The following is a 22,356-nucleotide window of genomic DNA, read 5'->3' on the forward strand; positions in this document are numbered from 1 at the left end:
TAATAATAGTTACTTAATAAAAGTAGTAAAAAATTTACCTTTGCAAAAGTATATAAATTTTAAGGTTATGATGTTTAAAAAGGGAACAAAATTATACAGTATTGTAAATGGGAAATGTCCTAAATGTCATGAGGGTAAATTCTTTAAATATGGGGTTACTTTTAACCCTTCTAAAATTACAACAATTCATACACATTGCTCTGAATGTAATTTAAAATACATGTTAGAGCCGTCTTTTTTTTACGGAGCAATGTATATAAATTACGGAATTACAGTGGCTATTTCAATAGCTGTATTTATTATTACAAAACTATTTATTGGTTTAAATTTATTAGAATCTTTTTTAAGTGTTTTAGGTGCGCTTATTGTTTTGGCGCCTTTAAACTTAAGAATGGCTAGAATTATTTGGATAAATATGTTTGTTGGGTATGATAAAGATGCAGCAACTAAAAAAAATTAGTTTTATAATTTATCTGCACATATTTTAATTCGATTAGACAAATCGTATAACGCTTTTTTTAAAGTTTCTTTTTCTTCTTCAGAAAACTCGATATTCGAGCCATTTCCGTCTAAACCATTCATTTTTTGACTTAACCAAGATCTAGATTTTCCAAAATATTTTTTAGAAATATTTGCCCAAGATATATCAACAATTATATCCCACATTAAGGATTTCATTGACTTTTTTTGTTTTGTAATTTCCATATTATTAATTTAAAAAATTCTTTATAAATTAAATGTCCATTAATTTATCTACTAACATTTGAATATAAATTTCTAATTCTATTGATTTTGGATATGTGTTGTTGTAATTTCTAATCATATCTATTAATTCCCATTCATTTTCTGAAAGCTCCTTTTTCATAATAGTTTTAAAATTACATCATAAATATATTAAACATTTGTATAATAAAAAAATAAAATGTTAAGAATAACGCTTAATATCTTATTACAAAATCTTTTTTGTGGTTATATTTCGCTCCTATGGAGCTTTTAGATTTCAAATTATTATTTTACTATTAATGTTGCGTTCCTATGGAACTAAAAATCCCAAAGGGGTGAAACATTAATAATTAAACTTCTTTAACTAAATTTAAGCCCTAGAAGGGCGACATATTTAAAATTGAATACTTCCAAAAACTATTAAATTTTATTCAATTCCTAAAACAAACAAAAATTCTGTACAAATTAATGAAAACAAAATGATAATTTCTTATTCAAATCGCTTAATATCAGAGTCTAAATCTAGTTTTTCTTTATGTTCTAAATGATTGTAAAGCTGTTTAGCCAATGTTGGTGCAATCATTACTCCACGAGTTCCTAAGCCATTTAAAACTGCTAAATTTTGATAATCTTCATGCACACCCACCAAAGGCCTTCTATCTTTTACTGCTGGTCTTATACCTGCTTTTTGGTTGATGATTGTGTAAGGAACATTAATTACTTTTTGTAATTTTTCTACCAATTCTTGTTTACCTTCTTCTGATGGAATTGAAGTTTTATCTTTATGATTAAAAGTTGCACCTATTTTATAGTTTCCATTTCCTAAAGGCATTACAAAAACGGTTGATTTTAGTAAAAAATCAATCTTTAATTCAGGTGCATTTATAATGATGGTTTCTCCTTTTACTTCATCTAAAGGTAAGTGTTTAAAAAACGGATTCTCTTTTACACCAAAACCTTCTGCAAAAACAATTTTACCAACTTCTATATCTTGATATTGAATACTATCTTCTTTAAATTTTATTTCATCATGATTAAATTTCTCAAAACGAATCCAATTATTTTCTTTTAGGTACTTTCTGTAGGTTTCTATTAGCAATTCTGTGTCGATTCTACCTCCTTCTTTTACATTTCCATAATGATATTCTTCTAGAATTCCATGGTATTTTTGTTTGTCTAAAGTTTCGTCTAAAAACGGAGCAACTTTAGGTTTGTCAAAAGCTGCAAACCAATTATTTTGGTCTTCTATGGATTTAAATACTTTTTTGATGACAAACTTTTCATCAAATTTTTGGTTAAGTTTTTTTTCTAACGATTCGTAAAAGGGTAAAGCAACTTCTAATTGCTCTTTGGCATTCCAAACAGGTGTAAATCTTTTTAAAATTACAGGATTGTAAACGCCACCTGCAACTAAGGAAGATGTTTGCGAATGATTTTCAAAAACTAGAAACGTTTTTTTAGCTTTTATCAATTGCTCTGCAAAAGCCAAACCTGCCAAACCTAAACCAACAATAATATAATCAATTTTCATGATGCAAAAATAATTAAGTTTTACTGAAAGTTTGGGATTTTGTGAAAAATTGCGATTTAAATCAATAAGAAATAAGAGTATCATTTCGTATTCTATGACTTTACCAAATATATTTTGATTTATTTACGCAGCATATTTTAATACATCTACATAAGGAGTTTGTCTTTTTATAGTAGCAAAAATTCGTGATAATAGTTTATTTCTTATGATGTTAATTGTGCTCATTTTATTTTTTCCTTGTTCGAGTCTTCTATGGTAAAATATTTTCATTTCTGGGTTATTTTGTATTGCTGATTTTGCACACATATCAAAGAGGCTTTTTATTTTTTTGTTAGCAAGATTACTCACTTTAGTTCTTCCTCTAATACTTGTTCCAGAGGTATTAGGGAAAGGTGCAATTCCACAATAAGAAGCAAACTTTCTCCAAGAAGCAAACTTTGTAAATCCGTTTGTTGTTACAATCATAAATAAAGCTGTCTGACTACCCACTCCTTTGATACTCACAATTAGTTTATATTGTTTTTTAAGTTGTTCATTAGCCTTAATTATTACGTTCATTTCAGCCTCAATATTCTTAATTTGTTTGGTAAAATATTTTATCATTTTCTCTTGGGTTTCTATAAGAAGTTGATTCTCTTTTCTAGTATAAATTCTTTTTTGTTCTTTAAGTGTTGCTTTATAACCAGCATTTTGTTTTACTAGCCTTTCTCTTAATGTTAATAAGCGTTTTAGTTGATGAATGTTTTTTGATGGAAGTTTATAAGGTTTAATTTCATCTCTTAATCGATACCCATAAAGTGCTATTTTTGTGGCATCTACTTTATCATCTTTTCCTCTAGAAATACCAAGGGATTTCTTTATTTCTAAACCTGGAATTAGTGCAAAATAAAAGTTATTTATATCAAAAAATAATGAGATTTCTTCAGAATAAATACCTGTATGTTCTAAAACAAATAAAGTTTGCTCTTTAGAAATTGGGTTGTTTTTTTCGACCCATTTTACAAGTGCTTTAAATCCTTTTGAGTTGTTTTCAAATGATTGATAACACTGGTTACTGTGAATACGGACATCAAAAGTTAATTTGCTAATGTCAATACCAATAGTTTGTTTAATTTTCATAATTTTGTTTTGTGTTAGTAAAAGATGATTACGTTGACTAAAACCTTTAAAAGGGCGAAGCTGAAATTCTATTTGGTCCTTTGTAATCGGTAATAAAAGAATGGAGACTAATACGAAGTATAGATCTTATTAATCTGGACTTTTGACAAGTTCACTCCATTCTTTTTCATTAAAAAAGTAACAATTCTTTAGTGTTCTAAATATATGAATTAAATGCAATAATTATACTTTGCTAATCTAAAGGACTTTTTTGGAGAAATCTCATAAAATAAATAACATCAAATAGAGCAAGTTTATGTGATTTCTCCTTTTAGTCGAAAAGACAAAACTGTGAGTTATCATTTATGCTTTGAAAAAGTTGTAAACTATAAAATTTGTCATTCCTGAAATGTTTTTTTTAAGCGATTGAGAAATCACATAAAGTTGAGCAAGATTATGTGATTTCTCCTAAGGTCGAAATGAAAAAATAAGTAGAAAAGAAATTCTAAAACTTAATTTTTCTAAAAGTTTGCAAACAATTTTAGCCCTGATTGAAGCCTTTCGACTGCGCTCAAGACAGGCTAATATTTGAGCTCTTTTTTGCATTTTTCATGCAAAAAAAGCGAGTGCTGAAAGCAGGAAATAGCTTCAAATAAAAATAATTTACAAAAAAAACCTGCAAAGTTTTGGAAACCTTGCAGGGTAATATTGATTTTATTAAGATATGTGTTAAGATTCCGTTTTTCAACGGAATTAGTTCAACTTACTAATTTAAATTCATCACTTTGTGATTTTTAAATTAGAGTTTCACTAGTAATTCCACATATCAATTTCTCTGTTTCTGATGTCTTCTTTAATTTTATCAGCTTCTAAAAGTTGGAATAATGAATTACCTCGAACATAATCTTCGATAGCTCTGTTTCCATAAATATTTTCTTCTCTTACAATTACTGAACTAAATCTACGTGCATTTAACAAGTGATCATAAGAAATTGGATGAGATGCATTCATGGCATTAAATACTTTAGATTCGTGTAAAGTTTCTCTTGCAGATGGAAAGAAAACCCAGAAAAGCTCATACAAACTTGCATCTTCTACTCCTTGAACTCCTAAAGTTTGCACATCTTTACCCATTGGTGCTAACGCTAATAATCTGTATTTTAATTCGCCTTGACGTTTATCAAAATACCACATTCCTTTTAGCATGTAACCACCAATGTCTTCTGCTTGTAATCTATAGGTATCAGAATATCCATTTTCTGTACGAACATTTATCAAACGAGATTCGATTTCCTCTTTTGTAATTTTAGTTGTAAAAAAAGAATCTGAATAGGCATCTTCAATACTTCCTTGTCTAATTCCTTTAACCAAAGTATCAAATAAAGACCTTCTATCTCCAGAAATATTTGTAGTATCTATTGGAAAATAATAAGGTAAATTTATTTTCTGATTTAAATCTACAAACTCCCACACAACTTTAGACCACATTACATCTCTATCATCTACATAACCATAAGGAATTGGGCCATCATTATCTGCCAACAGCTGTTGCTCGTTTTTCTGACCTATATCTTCAGCAGATTTTGCATTTAGAATGTTTGCTTGCGCATTTACTAAACCTGAAGTTAAAAGGGCGAAAAATACTATGAAACAATTTCTATACATACTTTATTTTTTAATCCTAGTTTGTTAACTCTATCGTAACTGGTAATACTTTTTTAAGCGGCACTCCATTTGCTGTTGCTTGGATATCGTAAATATTAATTTGATCTCCTCTACCAGCTTTACTTAATGCTTTTTTAGCGGCTGCATTTAAAGTTGTACCATTTACTATAATTGTTAATTCTCCAGGAACTTTAATTTTAAAACTTTGTACTCTAATAGTTAAATCAAATTCAAAATCTGGTAAACCTGCTGATATTGGTGAGTTTGCTAAACCAGAGGTTGGCATTCTTACCACTCCATATTGCTCACGAACTGAACCCATTGCTGCAGGAATATCTTTAACTCTAAATGTCGCTTTAGAGTTCACAGTATTTCCACTACTTAATTTTGCGCTTACGTTTATGGTTGCAATATCTCCTGAGCCTGGTCTAATACTATATTTACCATTACTACCTGATAAACTTCCTCCAGAAGCTGAAACATTTAAATTATTATCTCCAACTCCAGGTAATGATACAGAAATAGGATTGTCTAATCCTCTATACACAACATTCATTTTATCTGCAGAAACTACAGCCGAACTTGGTTCTGCAATTACAGAATATTTACTTTCAAAAGTTACAGGAATTTTTTCACCATTTTCGGTAAAAAATATGGTTCCTTTTATTTCTTTTTCGCCAACATTTCCTGCAGGCATGTCAATAACTACCTGACCATTTTTTACAGATTTTGTTGCGTCTGCTCCGTTTAAAGTAACTTTATCTGGCACTAAAGAAGCATCATATCTTCCCAAAACAACTTCTCCTTTTACACGTTCTCCAGCAAAATAAGCACTTTTATCTAAACGTACAATACCAGTATAATTGTTTAACGATAAAGCCTCTTCCATCTGCCCACCTAATAAAGCAGTCACAATATCGGATTCTGTATTTTTAATATCCGCTTGCATTTGCGTAAGATTTGTTAAAGAAGCCACTAAAGGGAAACCTTCATAACGTGCTTTTAACCATTCTACTTCAATACCTGTTTTACTATTGATAACTGGATCTGTAGAAAATCTATTTTTTATTGTTGATGAAAATTTACTATCCTCACCAACCACATCAATTAAATTAGATCTGTAATCATTAATTTTTTTTAAAAATTCTTGTCCTTCTTCAGTGTATGTATCACCTGCAAAAAAGTAAGAGTTTAAAAACTCAGTTTTATCCATAGATTCATAAGCTGTTTTATCTTCTAAATCTGCTGTCATCTTGGTTTTTAAATCGCCTAAATACGCATAAAAATCTGATGAATATTGTTTTATTTGTTTTGCTTGCTTATTTAACTCGCCAAATTTCGCAGCTTGTTCAGATGCTTTTACTGCTAAATTTGCATACGCTGCATTATTCTCTTCTGTTGTAGAGATGTTATTTGCCTCTAACTTTTCGTTCATAAAACCGAAAGCTGATAAAACTTCTTTATCCATTTGCATTGCTAACATTGCAATGAAAACAAGATACATTAAGTTAATCATTTTCTGCCTTGCTGAAACTTTTCCTCCTGCCATATTTTCTAATTAGTTTTTTTAGTTTTTATTTTATAATTCAACTAATTATTATTTGCTAGACATTGCAGAAAGCATGTTTCCATAAACTCCATTTAAAGAAGATAAGTTTTTTGCTAAAGAATCCATTTGATCTTTTAATCTTTCTGTATTTTCTACAACAGCAGAATTTAATTCTGTTTGCTTGGTCGTATTTTCTACTTGAACTTTATATAAATTGTTTAAAGACTCCATTTGCACTGCTGCCATAGAAACTTGCTCATTGTATTTATTGGTTGATGAAATAGATTCTGAAGCTGCTGATAAACCTTCTGCTGCTCCTTGAAAGTTTTTCATGCTTGCACCCAAACTAGCCATTAAATTAGAATCTATTTTTGCTTCTTGTAATAAATTATCTAATTTTTGAGACAACATACCTTCTGCACCAACTTTTTCTTTTTGCTCAACAATAATACCTTCTTCTCCTAATTCAGGATATACTTTAGACCAATCTAAGTCGTCTTCTACAGATTCAAATGCTGATAAAAAGAAAATAATTGCCTCTGCTATTAAACCAACTGCTAATACTGTAGAACCATTTAAAGGCCCAAAACTAATGTGGTTTAACTTAAATAATGCTCCTAAAATTACAATTGATGCTCCAACATTATAAGCGATGTTAAATAATTTCTTTTTAGTTTTTGACTGTGCCATTTTATTTTAAAATTTATTTTTTTAGTATTTATTTGTTTGCTGTACCAATGTAATTCTGAACGGTTCTAAAACCTATATAACTTCTTGCAGTATCTGCATATTCGTAATCTCTAGAAGCTACTTCTAAATAATAAGAAACATCTTTCCAAGAACCTCCTCTAACTATTTTTCTTTTGTTTTTTCTATCTTCTACGTTTGGATTCATTGTAGAAGCCATGTAGTAAGATGATAAATTATAGGCTGTATTTGTCCATTCAGATACGTTACCTGCCATATTATACAAACCATAATCGTTTGCATTAAAAGATTTAGCTTCCATGGTGTATAAAGCACCATCTACAGAATAATTACCTCTAACAGGTTTAAAGTTTGCTAGGAAACAACCACGATCGCTTGTTGTTCCTCCAGAACCCCAAGGATATGTTGCGAATTCTAAACCACCTCTAGCTGCATATTCCCATTCAGCTTCAGTTGGCAATCTAAAATCTGGCACTTGTACAGATCCTTTTTTACCTCTTAAATAATCATTTTTCTTTTTTGTTCTCCAGTTACAAAAAGCAGTTGCTTGTCCCCAAGTTACACCAACTACAGGATAATCTCCATAAGATTGATGATAAAAATAATCTTGGTGCATAGGATCGTTATAAGAATAGTTAAAATCTTTTACCCAAACTGTTGTATCAGGATAAATATTTAAAACTTCCGATTGTACAAAATCTTTTCTACTACCCCCTTTTCTAGCAGCATTATCTCTATCAAACCAAGAATATTTGTAGTTTAAAGATTTCGTATTAAAAGTTCTAATTCCATCTACAGCTTCCTCTCTACTAATAAAAAGAGAATCCATCACTTCTACATAATCTACATCAGGAAATTCTTCTTTTTTCCAAACAATATCTTCTTCCCAATTTAAAGGTTTAATGGTATCAAATTGATAATAATTGTCATACATATATTTTTGATACGCATTAGAATCTGTAGTGTCCATAACTCTATAAGCGTAATTCTGTATTCCAGAAGTACGATTATTACCTGTTGGATCATCTGTTGCTCCTAAAGCTGCAAATTCTGCTTGGTTTGCTAGTTTTGTTCTAACTATTGAGTCTCTAACCCAAAATACAAATTCTTTATATTCTTTATTTGTAATTTCGGTTTCGTCCATATAATAAGGTCTTACAGTAACTGTCTTAGTAGGAGCACTCATGGTTCCTAAAAGATCTTCATCTTGCTTACCCATTGTAAAAGAACCACCAGGAATTAAGGCCATTCCATAAGGTTTTTCTGAAAACCATTTTTTAGTATTCTTTACGCCCACTAATTCTCCTCTATCATTAGAACCACAACTGTAAAAAACGGTCATTAAAAGTGCAAATATTGCTGCTTTCTTCATATTTTATTTTTGTCTTTACTAAAAGTTCGTAAACCTATTATTTTTTTTGCTAAAATACAATGTTGAAACTACATTTTAACGTATTGTTTTTTAATATATTTTGTAATTACATCATCTTTTTCATTGCTTTATACCATCTTTCTGGTATAATCTGCTTTGTAGCTTCTGAGTAATCTTTGTATGTACATGGTATTAACGCATGTCTTTTGTATTTATTATCTGATAAAATATTAATCTCAATCCACCATCTGCCAGTTTTGTTGCTTTTATAAAAAACAAGTGGATCATCATCTTCCATTAAAACCGTAAATTTTTGATAATTTTCTTTGCCAGAAAAAGGGTAATCTTTTACTCTAAAATTAACACCTTCAATAAAATACCAAATCATTTGCGCAATTAAACTTGCTGTTTGATGATTGTTATCATATTTAGAATTATACTCATAAATACCAAAAGAGGAAACTTTATCGCTAATACCTGCATATCTAGAAATTGCACAAATTTCTTCACCATAAAAACCATTTGGAGAGGCATTATTATTAGCAGGAGCTTCACTTTGCCTTACTGCACCAATATCGATCGATACAATATCAGCATTTCTAAAAGCGGGTTCTATATTTTCTAATTCCTTAGCCATTCCCAACCTACAAGTATCAAAAAATAAAGAGTCGAACAATTGGATTTCTCCTTGAGAGTTAAAATAGGTTTGATACCCAACATTGCTATAATTAAACAAATTGTTCGGTTTTTGCATGATAATCTTACTCAAATAAGATTGTGAGGTTAATTCATCATCCAAACCTCCTAAATCAAAACGACTATCAACAGCAGTAATATTTATGGTTTGTTCTAAAGAATCGTAAGCTCTGTAATTTACATAGGTTATGTCTTGCCCACCACCAATAATTACAGGAATAATATTCTTTTTTAAAAGTGATGTGATAATATCTGCGACTGCAAAATAGGTGTCAGAAACTTCCTGACCTTTTAAAACGGTTCCTAAATCTGCAATTTCAGCATCCCATTTTCCAGGAAAAAGTTCGTATAATTTTCTTCGGATGAAATGCAAATCGTCTCCACAACCAAAATTATTTTCAGAATTCCTGTCTTCTTCTACTCCAAAAATTGCAATTTTCACATCATTTAAATCAGGAAAACCATCTTGTTCAGTGTGTATTTTTATCCTATTCCCCAAACAATGAGGAGAATGCATTATTAGATGCGCTAACGCAGTTTCTTTAACAGGGGATAAAAAATCTTGATTCATCAATTTTTAATTGGGTATGCAATATACCAAATGATTATTTCTTTTTTGCAGTTTTTTTAGCTGGTGTTTTCTTTTTTGCTGCAGGTTTCTTTTTTGCCGCTTTTTTCTTCGGGGTTTTTGCCTCAATCATTTTAACAGCTTCTTCTTTCGATAAGTTTTCTATATCTGTAGTTTTTGGCAGCTCAATTTTAATTTTACCCTTTAAAACATTGAATCTTCCCCATCTTGCTTTTTCTACTCGAATACCAACATCTTCCCAATTATGAAGCACCTTGTCTATTTCTTTTTGCTTTTTAACTTCAATTAATTCTACAATTTCATCATCAGAAAGATTATCGAAATCGTATTTTTTATTTACGTTGATAAACATGCCATTCCATTTTATGAAAGGTCCAAAACGTCCAACACCTTTTTGTACAGGCAAATCTTCATAATGATAAATAGGAGCATCTGCTTTTTGTTTGGCAACAATTAACTCTTCTGCTCTTGGCAAATCAACCTCCATTGGATTTTCACCTTTATCTAAAGAAACAAACATGCTTCCGAATTTTATATAAGGCCCAAAACGTCCATTAGAAACAATTACTTCTTCGCCTTCATAAGTTCCTAAAGTTTTTGGCAATAAAAACAACTCCAAGGCTTCTTCCATGGTAATTGTACCTAAATTCTGATCTTTATTTAAACTCGCGAATTCTTTTTCTTCATCTTCTGGTGCTCCAATTTGTGCAATAGGTCCAAATTTACCTAAACGCACCAAAACAGTTCTGCCTGACTCTGGATGTTTTCCTAAAATACGTTCACCACTTTCTCTGTCTGCATTTTCTTTTACATCTTCTACATTATCATGAAACTTGCCATAGAAACCTTTAATCATTTCTATCCAATTTTCTTGACCTTCAGAAATATCATCAAAAGAATTTTCTACTTTGGCAGTAAAACCAAAATCTAAAATATTAGAGAAATTAGCGACTAAAAAGTCGTTTACAATATTCCCAATATCTGTAGGGACTAATTTATTTTTATCTGAACCTGTTTTTTCTGTCAAAATTTCACTTTTTACAGAACCATCAGTTAAAATCATTTGTTCATATTCTCTTTCTACACCTTCATTCTGTCCTTTTTCTACATACCCTCTTCTTTGAACTGTAGAAATTGTTGGTGCATAAGTAGATGGTCTTCCAATACCTAATTCTTCTAATTGCTTTACCAAAGATGCTTCCGTAAAACGATAAGGTGGACTTGTAAAACGCTGTGTTGCGTTTATAAATGTATAGTCTAAAGCTTCACCAACTTGTAAGTTTGGTAACATTCCTGCTTGTTCTTCTTCATCATCATCTTTACCTTCTAAATATACTTTTAAGAAACCTTCAAACTTTATCATCTCTCCATTTGCAGTAAAGATTTTTGAGTTTTCAGTATTCTCGATTTTCATATTGGTACGTTCCAATAAAGCATCGCTCATTTGCGAAGCCAAGGTTCTTTTCCAAATTAAATCGTATAATCTATCTTGATCATATTCAACATTTACAGAATGCATTTTCATGTTGGTGGGTCTAATAGCTTCGTGAGCTTCTTGCGCTCCTTTTGCTTTCGACTTAAAAACACGTTGTTTGCTATATTCTTTTCCATAGGAAGCTGTAATTTCTTCTTCAGCTTCATTTCTAGCATCCACAGATAAATTTACGCTATCTGTTCTCATATAGGTAATCAAACCAGCTTCGTACAAACGTTGTGCAACTTGCATGGTTCTACCAACAGCAAAACCTAATTTCCTAGATGCTTCTTGTTGTAATGTTGATGTTGTAAAAGGCGCAGCTGGCGACTTTTTTGCTGGTTTTTTGGTTAAATCAGCAATTGAAAAATCTGCTTTTGCGCACGATTTTAAAAAAGTTTCTGCAGCTTTTTTAGAATCGAAATTCTTTGGAATGGTAGCTTTAAAGGTTTTGCCTTCGTTGTTAGAAAATTCTGCAACTACTTTATAATGAGTTTCTGCAGTAAATTCTTGAATGCTTCTTTCTCTTTCCACAATTAAACGAACTGCTACAGATTGTACTCTACCTGCAGACAAACCTCCTTTAACTTTTCGCCATAAAACTGGTGATAATTCGTACCCAACAAGCCTATCTAAAACTCTACGTGCTTGTTGCGCATTTACCATATTATAGTCAATATCTCTAGGATTTTCGACTGCTTTTAAAATAGCTTTTTTGGTAATTTCATGAAAAACAATACGTTTTGTATTTTCATCTTTTAGCTCTAATTGCTCTTTTAAATGCCAAGCAATTGCCTCTCCTTCTCTATCCTCATCACTTGCCAACCAAACAGTGTCTGCTTTTTTTACTAAAGCTCTTAATTTCTTAACAACTGGTTTTTTATCATCTGAAACAATATATTTTGGGCTAAAATCACCATCAACATCTATTCCTAATTCTTTAGAAGGTAAGTCTGCTATATGCCCATAGCTGGATTCTACTTGAAAATCTTTTCCGAGAAATTTTTCTATGGTTTTTGCCTTTGCTGGCGACTCTACAATTACTAAATTCTTTGCCATATATCTTTCGTTTGTCTTAAAAAACACAAATCAAACTGCATTTTTTGGACTGCAAAAGTATGTAGTTTTTTTTTATAATTTTTTTTTAAAGTGATTTTTACGTTAATTTTATGAGAAAAATTATTCAATAGTTATCTTTTGCACGAGTTTTGTTGCCGAATTTCCACCTACAAAAAGTTGAAATTCTCCAGCTTCTACTTCCCATTTTTTATTGATGGTATAAAACTGAAGCACCTCTTTATCAATAGTAAAAGAAACCGTTTTTGTTTCACCAGCATTTAAAGAAATTTTCTCAAAACCTTTTAATTCTTTTACAGGTCTTACAATACTTGCTACTAAATCTCTTATATATAATTGTACAACTTCTTCTCCAGCAATATTTCCTGAATTTGTAACATCTACAGAAAGTGTAATTTTTTCTTCGGATGACATTGTTGCTTTATCAACCTTTATAGTATCGTAAGAAAACGTAGTATAACTTAACCCAAATCCAAAAGGAAATAGTGGCCATTTTTCTACATCTGTGTAGCCTGCATACGTTACGTGTTTTGGGTGATAAGGTCTTCCTGTGTTTTTTTGATTGTAATATAATGGCTCTTGCCCAACATTTCTTGGAAACGAAACTGGTAATTTTGCTGACGGATTATAATCGCCAAACAACACATCTGCAATACCATTGCCTGACTCTGAACCTAATTGCCAAGTCACTAAAATTGCTGGTAAAATTTCGTTTGCACGTGTTAAATCCATGGGTCTTCCATTAGATAAAACCAACACAATATTTTTATTGACTTTGTAAACAGCTTCTAGTAATTCATTTTGAAAACCAGCAAACCCAATATCAACTTGACTTCTTCCTTCACCTGTTTGAAACGCATCTTCGCCAATTGCTAAGAAAACAACTTCTGCTTTTTTAGCAGCTGCAACAGCTTTTGCAATTCCGTTTTTATTTTCGGTATTTATTTTTAAAGGATGTAAAAATTGCCTCTGACCTGGGGCAACTGTCGGAATTAACAAATCGACTCCTTTTTCAACATAAATTTTAGTGTTTTCATCAACTTTAGCTTTTACACCTTCTAATAAAGAAACCGCTGAATTATACTCGCCTTTTCCTCTCCAATTACCTAAAGGTTGATTTTTATTATCACCAAAAGGACCAATAATTGCGATACTTTTTACACTTTTAGAAATTGGTAAAATTGCATTATCGTTCTTTAATAATACAATCGATTTTTTTGCAGCATCTCTTGCAACTGCTAAATGTTCTGGCGTATAAATATCGGTTTTCTCTTTTTCTTCATCACAATATTTATAAGGATCATCAAACAAACCTAATTTAAATTTTACACGTAAAATACGTTTAACAGCATCATCTAAATATGCTAGAGAAATTTTATTTTCTTCTAATAAAGTTGCTAAAGAAGCTTCATAAGCATACGATTCCATATCCATATCACTCCCTGCATTTAGGGCAATTTCTGCTGCATGTTTTTTATCTCTTGCGAATCCATGGGATTTCATTTCTCCAATAGAACCCCAATCCGAAACTATAAAACCACTCCAATTCCAATCTCCTTTTAAAATATCTCTTTGCAATGCTCTGTGTCCTGTTGCAGGAATTCCATCAATATCATTAAAAGAATTCATAAAAGTGGCAACACCCGCTTTTGCAGCTGCTTTAAAAGGTGGTAAAATCATATTGTGCAATTCGAATTCACCCACTGTAACTGTACTATATTCTCTACCAGCTTCTGCAAAACCATACCCAGCAAAATGTTTTGCACAGGCAGCAATTGTATTTTCATTAGCCAAATCAGTTCCTTGAAAACCTTGAATTCTTGCCACACCAATTACCGAGTTTAAATATGGGTCTTCTCCTGCACCTTCCATAATTCTACCCCATCTTGCGTCTCTAGAAACATCAATCATGGGTGCAAACGTCCAGTTTAAACCAGAAGCAGCAGATTCTTTGGCTGCAATAGTTGCTGATTTTTTCATCAAATCTAAATCCCAACTTGCACTTTCTCCTAAAGGAATAGGGAAAATAGTTTTTAAACCGTGAATAACATCGTAAGCAAAAATTAAAGGAATTTTTAAGCGCGAATTCTCCATAACCAACTCCTGCATTTCTCGAACTCTTGCAACAGAAACTACATTTAAAAGCGAACCTACTTGTCCGTTTTTAATTTTTTCATGTTTATCTCTAGAACTACTTGAAGAACCTGGCCCTGTTAAAGCTCCACCAACAGAATATTGCACAGTTTGCCCTATTTTTTCTTCTAAAGTCATTAAATTTAAAACAGAATCTACTTTACGTTCTATTTCTTTATTGAGTGATGAATTTTCGGTTGTGTTCTCTATTTTATTACAACTTAAAAAACCAATACTTACTATAAAAATTATAAGTGAAATTTTTGTTGATATACGCATACTAAATTATTTATTTTGAAATTCTACAAATACAGGAAAATGGTCTGAAGGATATTTTAAATCTTTAGAATCTGTTAAAACCCCGTATTTTTTTAGGTTGATATTTGCTTTTTTTGATATAAAAATATAATCGATTCTATTTTTTATAGAATCTTGAAATTTAAAACCATTAAACGTGCCTTCTTGACCAAAAGCATTTGCTCCAGCCAATTCTTTAGCATCGTTAAAATTGATTTTTAAATTTGAAATAAGCTCACTTTCTGGAGTTACATTAAAATCGCCCATAATTATTACAGGATAATTTTTTGTATTTACTTTTTTGATTTCAGCTTCAATTAATTTCATACCATTTAACTGTGCTTCCTTTCCTTTATGATCTAAGTGCGTGTTGAAAACCCATATTTTTTCTTCGGAATTTAAAAAACTCATTAATCCATAAGTACAAATTCTTGGATAAGCAGCATCCCAACCTTTTGATATTTTTTCTGGAGTTTCAGACAACCAAAATGTGCGCTCATTTGAAAAAGAAACTCTTGTGGAATCATAAAAAATTGCAGAATATTCACCAATATTTTTACCATCTCTTGCTTGTCCAATAAAACTATAAGTAGATAAATTGCTATTGATATCCACCATTTGATTTGGTCTTGCTTCTTGCACTCCAAAAACTGTTGGTTCGTAGAACTTTATTTGAGAAATCAAAAAATCTTTTCTTTTTGTCCACGCATTTTCGCCATCGCTTGCAACATCCAAACGTATATTATACGTCATCACTTTTAAACTTTCGGTTTCTTTTGATGTGCAACTTGCTAAAATCAACAGCAATAACAGTAGTAGGTTTTTCATATTTTATTCTTTTTCTTTTTCTTTTTGATAAACTCTAACGTACTCAACAACCATTTGTTGTGGAAAAACGGAATCATCAATTCCTTTTCGACCTCCTAACATACCACCAACTGCCACATTTAAAATCAAATAAAATGGTTGATCAAAAGGCCATTCTGCAGTAGTTTTATGTTCGTTTTTAAAAGTATTGTAAACAGTATCATTTAAAATAAAGTCCATTTTTTCTGGAGTCCATTCTAAGGCAAACACATTAAAATCATTATAAGGTTTCTCGATAAAAATACTTCTACCTTGTTCTGTATTTTTGTTATGATTGTAGGCTTTGGTGTGTACCGTTCCAAAAATAGTATCGTTATTAAAACCAACATGTTCCATAATATCAATTTCACCAGCTTCTGGCCAGCCAACTTCGGTTTTATTTTCGCCTAACATCCAAATTGCAGGCCATAAACCTACGCCTTCTGGAAGTTTTGCTTTAATTTCAAAACGTCCATATTTCCAAGAAGCTAAATCTTTTGTAGTTAACCTTGCAGCAGTATACTTTCCTGTTTTACGTTCGGCTGCATATTTTTTCCAACTTTTCTTTAAAAATTCTGGATTTCCATAATCTTTATTGACAATTGTTTCTATGTGAGTTTCTATAATTAATTTTCCATCTTCTACTCTCGTGTTTTTTAAACTATCTGTATAATATTGTTCTTCTTGGTTTGCTATAAAACCATAATCATATCCCCATTTTGCTGGGTCTGGCTTGCCTTTGTAATTAAACTCATCACTCCAAACTAATGAATATCCTTTTTGAAGTGGCGATTTTTTGATCCTCTGAAAAACCAATTCTGGCTCATTTGTAGTGATGTAATCAAATTCATTTGCTAACAACCAATCTATATCTTCTGCAGAATTTGCTGTCCAGGCATTTAAAGTGATTCCTAAGTTTTTTGCTTCTTGAATTTGTTGTGGTTTAATTTTAAGTTTATACACCAAATAATCTAACCCTGAAATTCCTGCTTCTTTTAAAAATTCTGGAGATTTAGAACCATCTAAATATTGGGTTTTTGCAGTTGGCTTTTTCTCAACAATTCTCTTTAAAATATCCAAGCTAAAACTAATATAAGAATGGATGTAGTTTTCTGCTTTTACCTCATCCACTAAGGCTAAAACTTTGTCTGTAATAAAAATATTTTTTTCTTTGGTTGCTCTTGGTTTAATTTCTAAAACCAAACCAGTTGAAGCATTATTGTCCATTCCTGCTAACAAATACTCTTTTAAAGTAGGCAGTTTTTCTCCATTAAAAAGAGGTGATTTTGCTAATTCTTCGTAATTGGTTTCTTCGATGATTAAATCGTTATAATCATGATCATGAGTTACAATTAAAATATTGTCTTTGGTAATTCTAACATCAAATTCAGAACCCGTACATTTTAAGTTGATAGCTTCTTTTAAAGCTGCAATTGAATTTTCTGGAAGGTTTTTAGCTTTCCATGCACCTCTATGAGCTACCACAGGATTTTCTGCAAATTCTATCTTTTTATCAGGTAAAAAATTATTACAAGAAAAAAATAAAAGAGCTATAATAAATATTGATACAAAGCGCATGTGTAAAAATTTAAAGGAAAACAATTTAAAGAAGAAGAGTATCGAAAAAGTTGGGGGATTCATTTTCGATACTCAGCTTAAAATTAAGGTATTATTTTATAGATTTAATACCCATCATTTTGAGGATAATTAGGCCCTAAAAGATCTAAATCTTCTTGAAAAATAGGCCAATTAATAAAATGATCTTGCCAGTTTGTTCTTGGATCTTTAGCTCCTAAATTGGCAGGAAAAAACTCTCCATCTCCAGCATAGGTTCTAATTTGACGGTTGATAACATCTTGACCCATTCTCTTTAAAGTAAACCAACGTTGCCCTTCAAAAGATAGTTCTCTAGCTCTTTCATCTAAAATTATTTGTTCTGAAACTGTTGTAACTGGAGCTGCATTTGCTCTGGTTCTTATAGCATTGATGTATGGTAAAGGATCTCCTGAAGAACGCATTATAGCTTCTGCTGCAATTAAATAGGTTTCTGCCAATCGATACACTAAAGCACTAGTTCTATTTCTATAGGATGTTTCATCATCATCTTCTTCGTTAAATTTAATACAAGATGGATGCAATCTTTGGTAATATCTTTGGTATTGCACTCCATTTGGATTTGCTGCTGATATTGGTTTATAAATATCAATTGTATCTCCTACATTTTTACCAGCTGGCAAACTATTTACATCATTATAAAAGTAATTTAACCTAAAGTAGGTATTATCATCTCTAGTATCATTAGGATCTTCAGCTAATAAATCTAATAAATAATTATTAGGAATCACTCTAGAAAAACCTCTTCCTCCTTGCTCCAATTCTTCTACTATTCCTGGAATTTGAAAATATTGTGTTACAAAATTTGCATTCATCATTGTAACATCTCCTCCACCTAAAAGTTCATTATCTGTTTGTATAACATATAATTGTTCTGAATTATTTTTATTTCCTTTAAAAACATCTGCAGTTGTTGCCACTAAACTATGAGGACTCAATGGATCTTCGATAACATCTAAAGCTTGTTTTTTTGCTTCATCCCAATTACCTTCCCACATAGCAACTTTTGCTTTTACGTGTTTTGCTGTTCCTTTAGAAATTCTTCCAAAATTAACATTCCATTGTAAATTATCTACTGCAAATTGTAAATCGCTATTGATTAAAGAGAAAATTTCTTCTTTTGTAGAACTTGTTTCCACAACATCGAAAGCATTTTCTACTGTTACAGATTTAGTAGTTACAAATATGTTTTTATACATTCTATATAAAAAGAAGTAAGAATGTGCTCTAAAAAATTTTGCTTCTGCAATTATTTGGTTTTTTGTTGCTTGGTCTACACCTTCTACAACTTCAGCTGCATTTATAATATCTGTAGCTTTGTTTGTAATATTATAATAATGTTTCCAGAATAATGTTGATGTTAAGTTTGAGCCAAAATCTACTGGTGAAATACCTCTTTGATATCTACCCATTAAACCTGTATAACCAGTTCTACTAAAAACTAAATCTGATCTTGACTGCAATAATACAGCACCCATATAATCTTCATTACCTCTGTCATAACGATCTCGCTCAAATTTATATAAACTTACCACACCAGATTTTAAACCTTCTTCTGTAGTATAAATATAATCTGCATCTATTAATGTGGTTGGTTGTTCATCTAAATAATTTTCACACGACACTACCAAAAACAGAACCGCTAATAGTAATGTGCTTTTTTTAATTTTTGAATACATAATATTATTTTTTATGATGATTTATATTATAATTTAACTTTTACTCCAAAAGTAAACGCTGTTGCATCTGGATAACCAGTATCTGCATTAGAAAACGTACTTCTAATATTAACCTCTGGACTGTACCCAATATAATCTGTATTTGTAAACAAATTGGTACCAGTAATATATACTTTAATTTGGTCTAATTGTAACTTAGTAGTTAGTGCATCTGGTAAAGTATATCCTAAACTTACAGTTCTTAATCTTAGATAAGACGCATCTTTAATTGCTAATGAATTTAAGTATTGAGGAGCTGCATCAAAATTTGCTCTTGGAAATGTTGTTGATGGATTCTCTGGAGTATAATAGGGTACTTTAACCCCATTTAATTTTCCTGAAATAGTTCCTCCATTATTAAAGTCTGATAAAAATGGATTTACTTTTGTTGCTCCTTCTACTGCATAGAAATCTAAAAATAAATCAAAGCCTTTGTATTGCATAGTCGATGAAAAAGATGCAAACCAATCTGGATTTGGATCTGTAAAAACTCTATCTTCTTGCGTTATTTTTCCATCAGGAACTCCTGTTAAATTTCCATCTGCATCCACACCATTTGTGTCTCTAATTTTAATATCTCCAGGCCTTAAATCTGTTTGTGTAAGAGCAGAATCTGGATTGGCTTGTGGTGCATTTGCAAAATCATCTCCTTCTTGCCAAATACCATCAAATTGATATTGTCTTAAAACATTGGTTGGTTGCCCAACATAATAATTATAAGCATCATCTTCTAAAATAGCGTTTCCTTCACCATCATTATATAAAGATAATAATTCGTTTTTATTATTAGACCAAATTGTAGAAACTGACCATCTAAAATCATCATTATTAATTAAATTTGCTGTTAAGCTTAATTCTAAACCAGAGTTTTTAGCTTCACCTGCATTAAAGAATGTAAATTGATAACCAGTTGTAGAAGGCACTCCTCTTCTTAACAATAAATTAGAAGTTACTTGATCATAATATTCTATACTACCGGATAAAAATCTATCAAAAACAGAAAAATCTAAACCAATATTTAACGTTGTTATTCTTTCATGCTCTAAACTTGGGTTTGGTAAAATTACCGAAGGTGAATACCCAGAAGCAGATTGACCATCAAAAATATAATTTTGCCCTTCTGCAGTAAACAAAGAAGTGTATGGTGTACTTAACGAATTAATTAAAGAACCATAGGTTACTCTTAATTTCAATTCTTGAATTTTCTCTAAATTTTGAATAAACTCCTCATTATGTGCTTTCCAAGAAAGACCAATTGCTGGGTTTGTAGTCCATTTAAAATCTGCTGCATTTACAGAAGAACCATCTCTTCTTACAGTACCAACTATTTGGTATTTGTTCAAGAAATCGTAACGAGCTCTTGCCATGTAAGATAAATTTCTTGTTTTTGTTTTATTACGAAAAACATCCACACCTCCAATAGCATTGGTAATTCCATCATACCCTAAGCTTTCGTTAGGAAAACCTCTACCTTCCGTAAAAGTTTGGGTAAACTTATTCTCATCCATAGTTTGCACCAATGTTAGGTTGAAAATATTATCTGGATTAAACTCTTTATTGTATGTTAAAATGTTTTCAATAAAAAATGCTTCTCTTAATTGATTGTCTATCCTAGCAATTCCTCTATCAGAATCTCCTGCACTACTTAAAGAAGATTGATATTGACCTCTTTCTGAAGTTTTTCTAGTTAAAGAAGTTGTTAATTGATATTTTAAATCATCAGTAATTTGATACGTTGGTATAAAGTTTACCACAAAATCATTTCCTTTTTCATCATGATCTTGTTCTCTTAAATTCCACAAAGGATTAATTGCAGTACCATCCTCACCACTTGGGAAACGAGTTATAGTTCCATCATCATTATAAGCTCTTCCTAAAGGAGATGTTGTAATAACATTTACATTTGCAGCTCTTTCAGATAAATCATTTAAAATGTTAATATCAAATCTTGCTGAAATTTTATCTGTTATTTTTTGATCTACATTTAAACGTAAATTTTTTCTTGTGTAGTTAGATGAGGGTATAATACCTTCTTCATTAAAATAACTAATACTTCCATAAACTTTGGTCATTTCTGTACCACCAACAATGCTTAAAGAATGGCTATTTACAATACCAGGAGCTACTAACTCTTCTTCCCAATCTACAAATTCGTTATTATTGATTGCATTTAATTCAATAGCACTAAAAATATCTGCATCATTTGGATATTCATCATTTGCATTCGTAGATCTTACTGCTTCTCTTCTTAATTGTGCAAATTCTTGACCACTATAAACGTCAAAATTTCTTTCTAACGTTTTTGTTGTTAAAAATCCATGGTAAGAGACGTTTACTTTATTGTTCCCACCTCTTTTAGTAGTAATTAAAATTACACCATTAGAACCTTTGGCTCCATAAATTGCTTGAGCAGAAGCATCTTTTAAAACTTCAATAGATTCTATATCATCTGGATTAATATCTTCGATACCACCTTCTCTTATAATACCATCTACCACATAAATTCCACTTACATTTCCTTCAATAGAACTTCTACCTCTTAATAAGATTTCTGAGGTTCCTCCAGGTCTTAAAGAACCTCCACCAACATCTACTTGTAAACCAGACACTCTACCTCTTAACATTTCTGTTACATCAGATGTTGGAGTTGCAGTTGCTTTCGATAAATCTGCTTTTGCAACAGCACCAACTAAATCGCTTCTTTTTCTAGTTCCATAACCCACAACTATAATTTCATCTAAAGAATTTTCTTCTGGTAAAATAGTTACTTTTATAGGACTTGTTGTAATAGCAACTTCTTTAGTTTTATAACCCAAATAAGCTATAATTAAAGTTTTAGCATTTTCACTTACTGTTAGTGAAAATTCTCCATCAAAATTTGTGGAGGTTCCTTTTGTTGTTCCTTTTATTGAAACAGACGCTCCAGGCAAAGGCATGCCAGATTCATCTAAAACTGTTCCTTTTATTGTTTTTTGTGCAAAAGCTGAAATGCTGAATGCAAAAAAGAACAAAAAAGCTACCACTATTTGTTTTCTTTGATTAATTGTTTTGACCATCGTAAATGATTTTTGGTTTTAATTATTTGCCGAAATTATGAACGTCTAATTGTAACGACATTAACATAACATTAACTTAGAATCAAATATATGTTTATAATTAAGCTTGTAGTGTTAATTTAACCTTTACAAAAAACCTACTTATTATCAATTTATCAAAAAACACTATTAAATATAAGGAAATTGATATTTTTAATAGGATATAAAAAT

Annotated in this window: 16 protein-coding genes; 1 reads left to right on the top strand and 15 read right to left on the bottom strand. The window is 30.9% G+C overall.

Annotated elements, in window-relative coordinates; genetic code table 11:
* Positions 1–67 precede the first annotated feature (67 nt).
* Positions 68–460: a DUF983 domain-containing protein gene (locus P161_RS0103430; RefSeq protein ID WP_368086203.1), complete on the top strand. Its 393-nt coding sequence runs from the start codon at positions 68–70 to the stop codon at positions 458–460.
* 2 nt (positions 461–462) lie between these two features.
* Here P161_RS0103430 and P161_RS0103435 read toward each other — a convergent pair whose 3' ends face one another.
* From P161_RS0103435 to P161_RS17985, 15 genes are all read right to left on the bottom strand, one after another.
* Positions 463–705, bottom strand: coding sequence for a DUF5053 domain-containing protein (locus P161_RS0103435; RefSeq protein ID WP_026775674.1), 243 nt, complete (start codon positions 703–705; stop codon positions 463–465).
* 28 nt (positions 706–733) lie between these two features.
* Entirely contained in the window at positions 734–865 is a 132-nt protein-coding gene (locus P161_RS20000; protein WP_302846534.1) for a hypothetical protein, read from the bottom strand.
* Between the two features lie 348 nt (positions 866–1,213).
* On the bottom strand, positions 1,214–2,254 hold the full coding sequence (locus P161_RS0103445) for an FAD-binding oxidoreductase (RefSeq protein ID WP_026775675.1): 1,041 nt from the start codon (positions 2,252–2,254) through the stop codon (positions 1,214–1,216).
* Positions 2,255–2,377: 123 nt separating this feature from the next.
* Positions 2,378–3,373 (bottom strand): IS110 family transposase, encoded by a 996-nt coding sequence (locus P161_RS0103450; protein ID WP_026775323.1) that lies wholly within the window; start codon positions 3,371–3,373, stop codon positions 2,378–2,380.
* Between the two features lie 789 nt (positions 3,374–4,162).
* The gene (gene gldN / locus P161_RS0103455; protein ID WP_026775676.1) at positions 4,163–5,017 is read right to left on the bottom strand and encodes a gliding motility protein GldN; all 855 of its coding nucleotides are present in this window, start codon (positions 5,015–5,017) and stop codon (positions 4,163–4,165) included.
* 16 nt (positions 5,018–5,033) lie between these two features.
* Positions 5,034–6,566 (bottom strand): gliding motility protein GldM, encoded by a 1,533-nt coding sequence (gene gldM / locus P161_RS0103460; RefSeq protein ID WP_026775677.1) that lies wholly within the window; start codon positions 6,564–6,566, stop codon positions 5,034–5,036.
* A 48-nt stretch (positions 6,567–6,614) separates the two neighbouring features.
* Complete coding sequence (gene gldL / locus P161_RS0103465; protein WP_026775678.1) at positions 6,615–7,256, bottom strand: gliding motility protein GldL; 642 nt, start codon at positions 7,254–7,256, stop codon at positions 6,615–6,617.
* A gap of 28 nt (positions 7,257–7,284) precedes the next feature.
* Positions 7,285–8,646: a gliding motility lipoprotein GldK gene (gene gldK, locus P161_RS0103470; RefSeq protein WP_026775679.1), complete on the bottom strand. Its 1,362-nt coding sequence runs from the start codon at positions 8,644–8,646 to the stop codon at positions 7,285–7,287.
* Between the two features lie 106 nt (positions 8,647–8,752).
* Positions 8,753–9,913: a formimidoylglutamase gene (locus P161_RS0103475; RefSeq protein WP_026775680.1), complete on the bottom strand. Its 1,161-nt coding sequence runs from the start codon at positions 9,911–9,913 to the stop codon at positions 8,753–8,755.
* 34 nt (positions 9,914–9,947) lie between these two features.
* Complete coding sequence (gene topA, locus P161_RS0103480) at positions 9,948–12,464, bottom strand: type I DNA topoisomerase (RefSeq protein WP_026775681.1); 2,517 nt, start codon at positions 12,462–12,464, stop codon at positions 9,948–9,950.
* Positions 12,465–12,584: 120 nt separating this feature from the next.
* Positions 12,585–14,894 (bottom strand): beta-glucosidase BglX, encoded by a 2,310-nt coding sequence (gene bglX, locus P161_RS0103490; protein WP_036841201.1) that lies wholly within the window; start codon positions 14,892–14,894, stop codon positions 12,585–12,587.
* 6 nt (positions 14,895–14,900) lie between these two features.
* Entirely contained in the window at positions 14,901–15,740 is an 840-nt protein-coding gene (locus P161_RS0103495; protein ID WP_026775683.1) for an endonuclease/exonuclease/phosphatase family protein, read from the bottom strand.
* 3 nt (positions 15,741–15,743) lie between these two features.
* Positions 15,744–17,336 (bottom strand): family 16 glycosylhydrolase, encoded by a 1,593-nt coding sequence (locus tag P161_RS17980; protein WP_036841203.1) that lies wholly within the window; start codon positions 17,334–17,336, stop codon positions 15,744–15,746.
* A 104-nt stretch (positions 17,337–17,440) separates the two neighbouring features.
* Positions 17,441–19,051, bottom strand: coding sequence for a RagB/SusD family nutrient uptake outer membrane protein (locus P161_RS0103505; protein ID WP_036841205.1), 1,611 nt, complete (start codon positions 19,049–19,051; stop codon positions 17,441–17,443).
* Between the two features lie 26 nt (positions 19,052–19,077).
* Positions 19,078–22,146: a SusC/RagA family TonB-linked outer membrane protein gene (locus P161_RS17985; protein ID WP_051605653.1), complete on the bottom strand. Its 3,069-nt coding sequence runs from the start codon at positions 22,144–22,146 to the stop codon at positions 19,078–19,080.
* Between the last annotated feature and the right edge of the window lie 210 nt (positions 22,147–22,356).

It is taken from the genome of Polaribacter sp. Hel_I_88 (assembly GCF_000687935.1).
Taxonomy (GTDB): domain Bacteria; phylum Bacteroidota; class Bacteroidia; order Flavobacteriales; family Flavobacteriaceae; genus Polaribacter.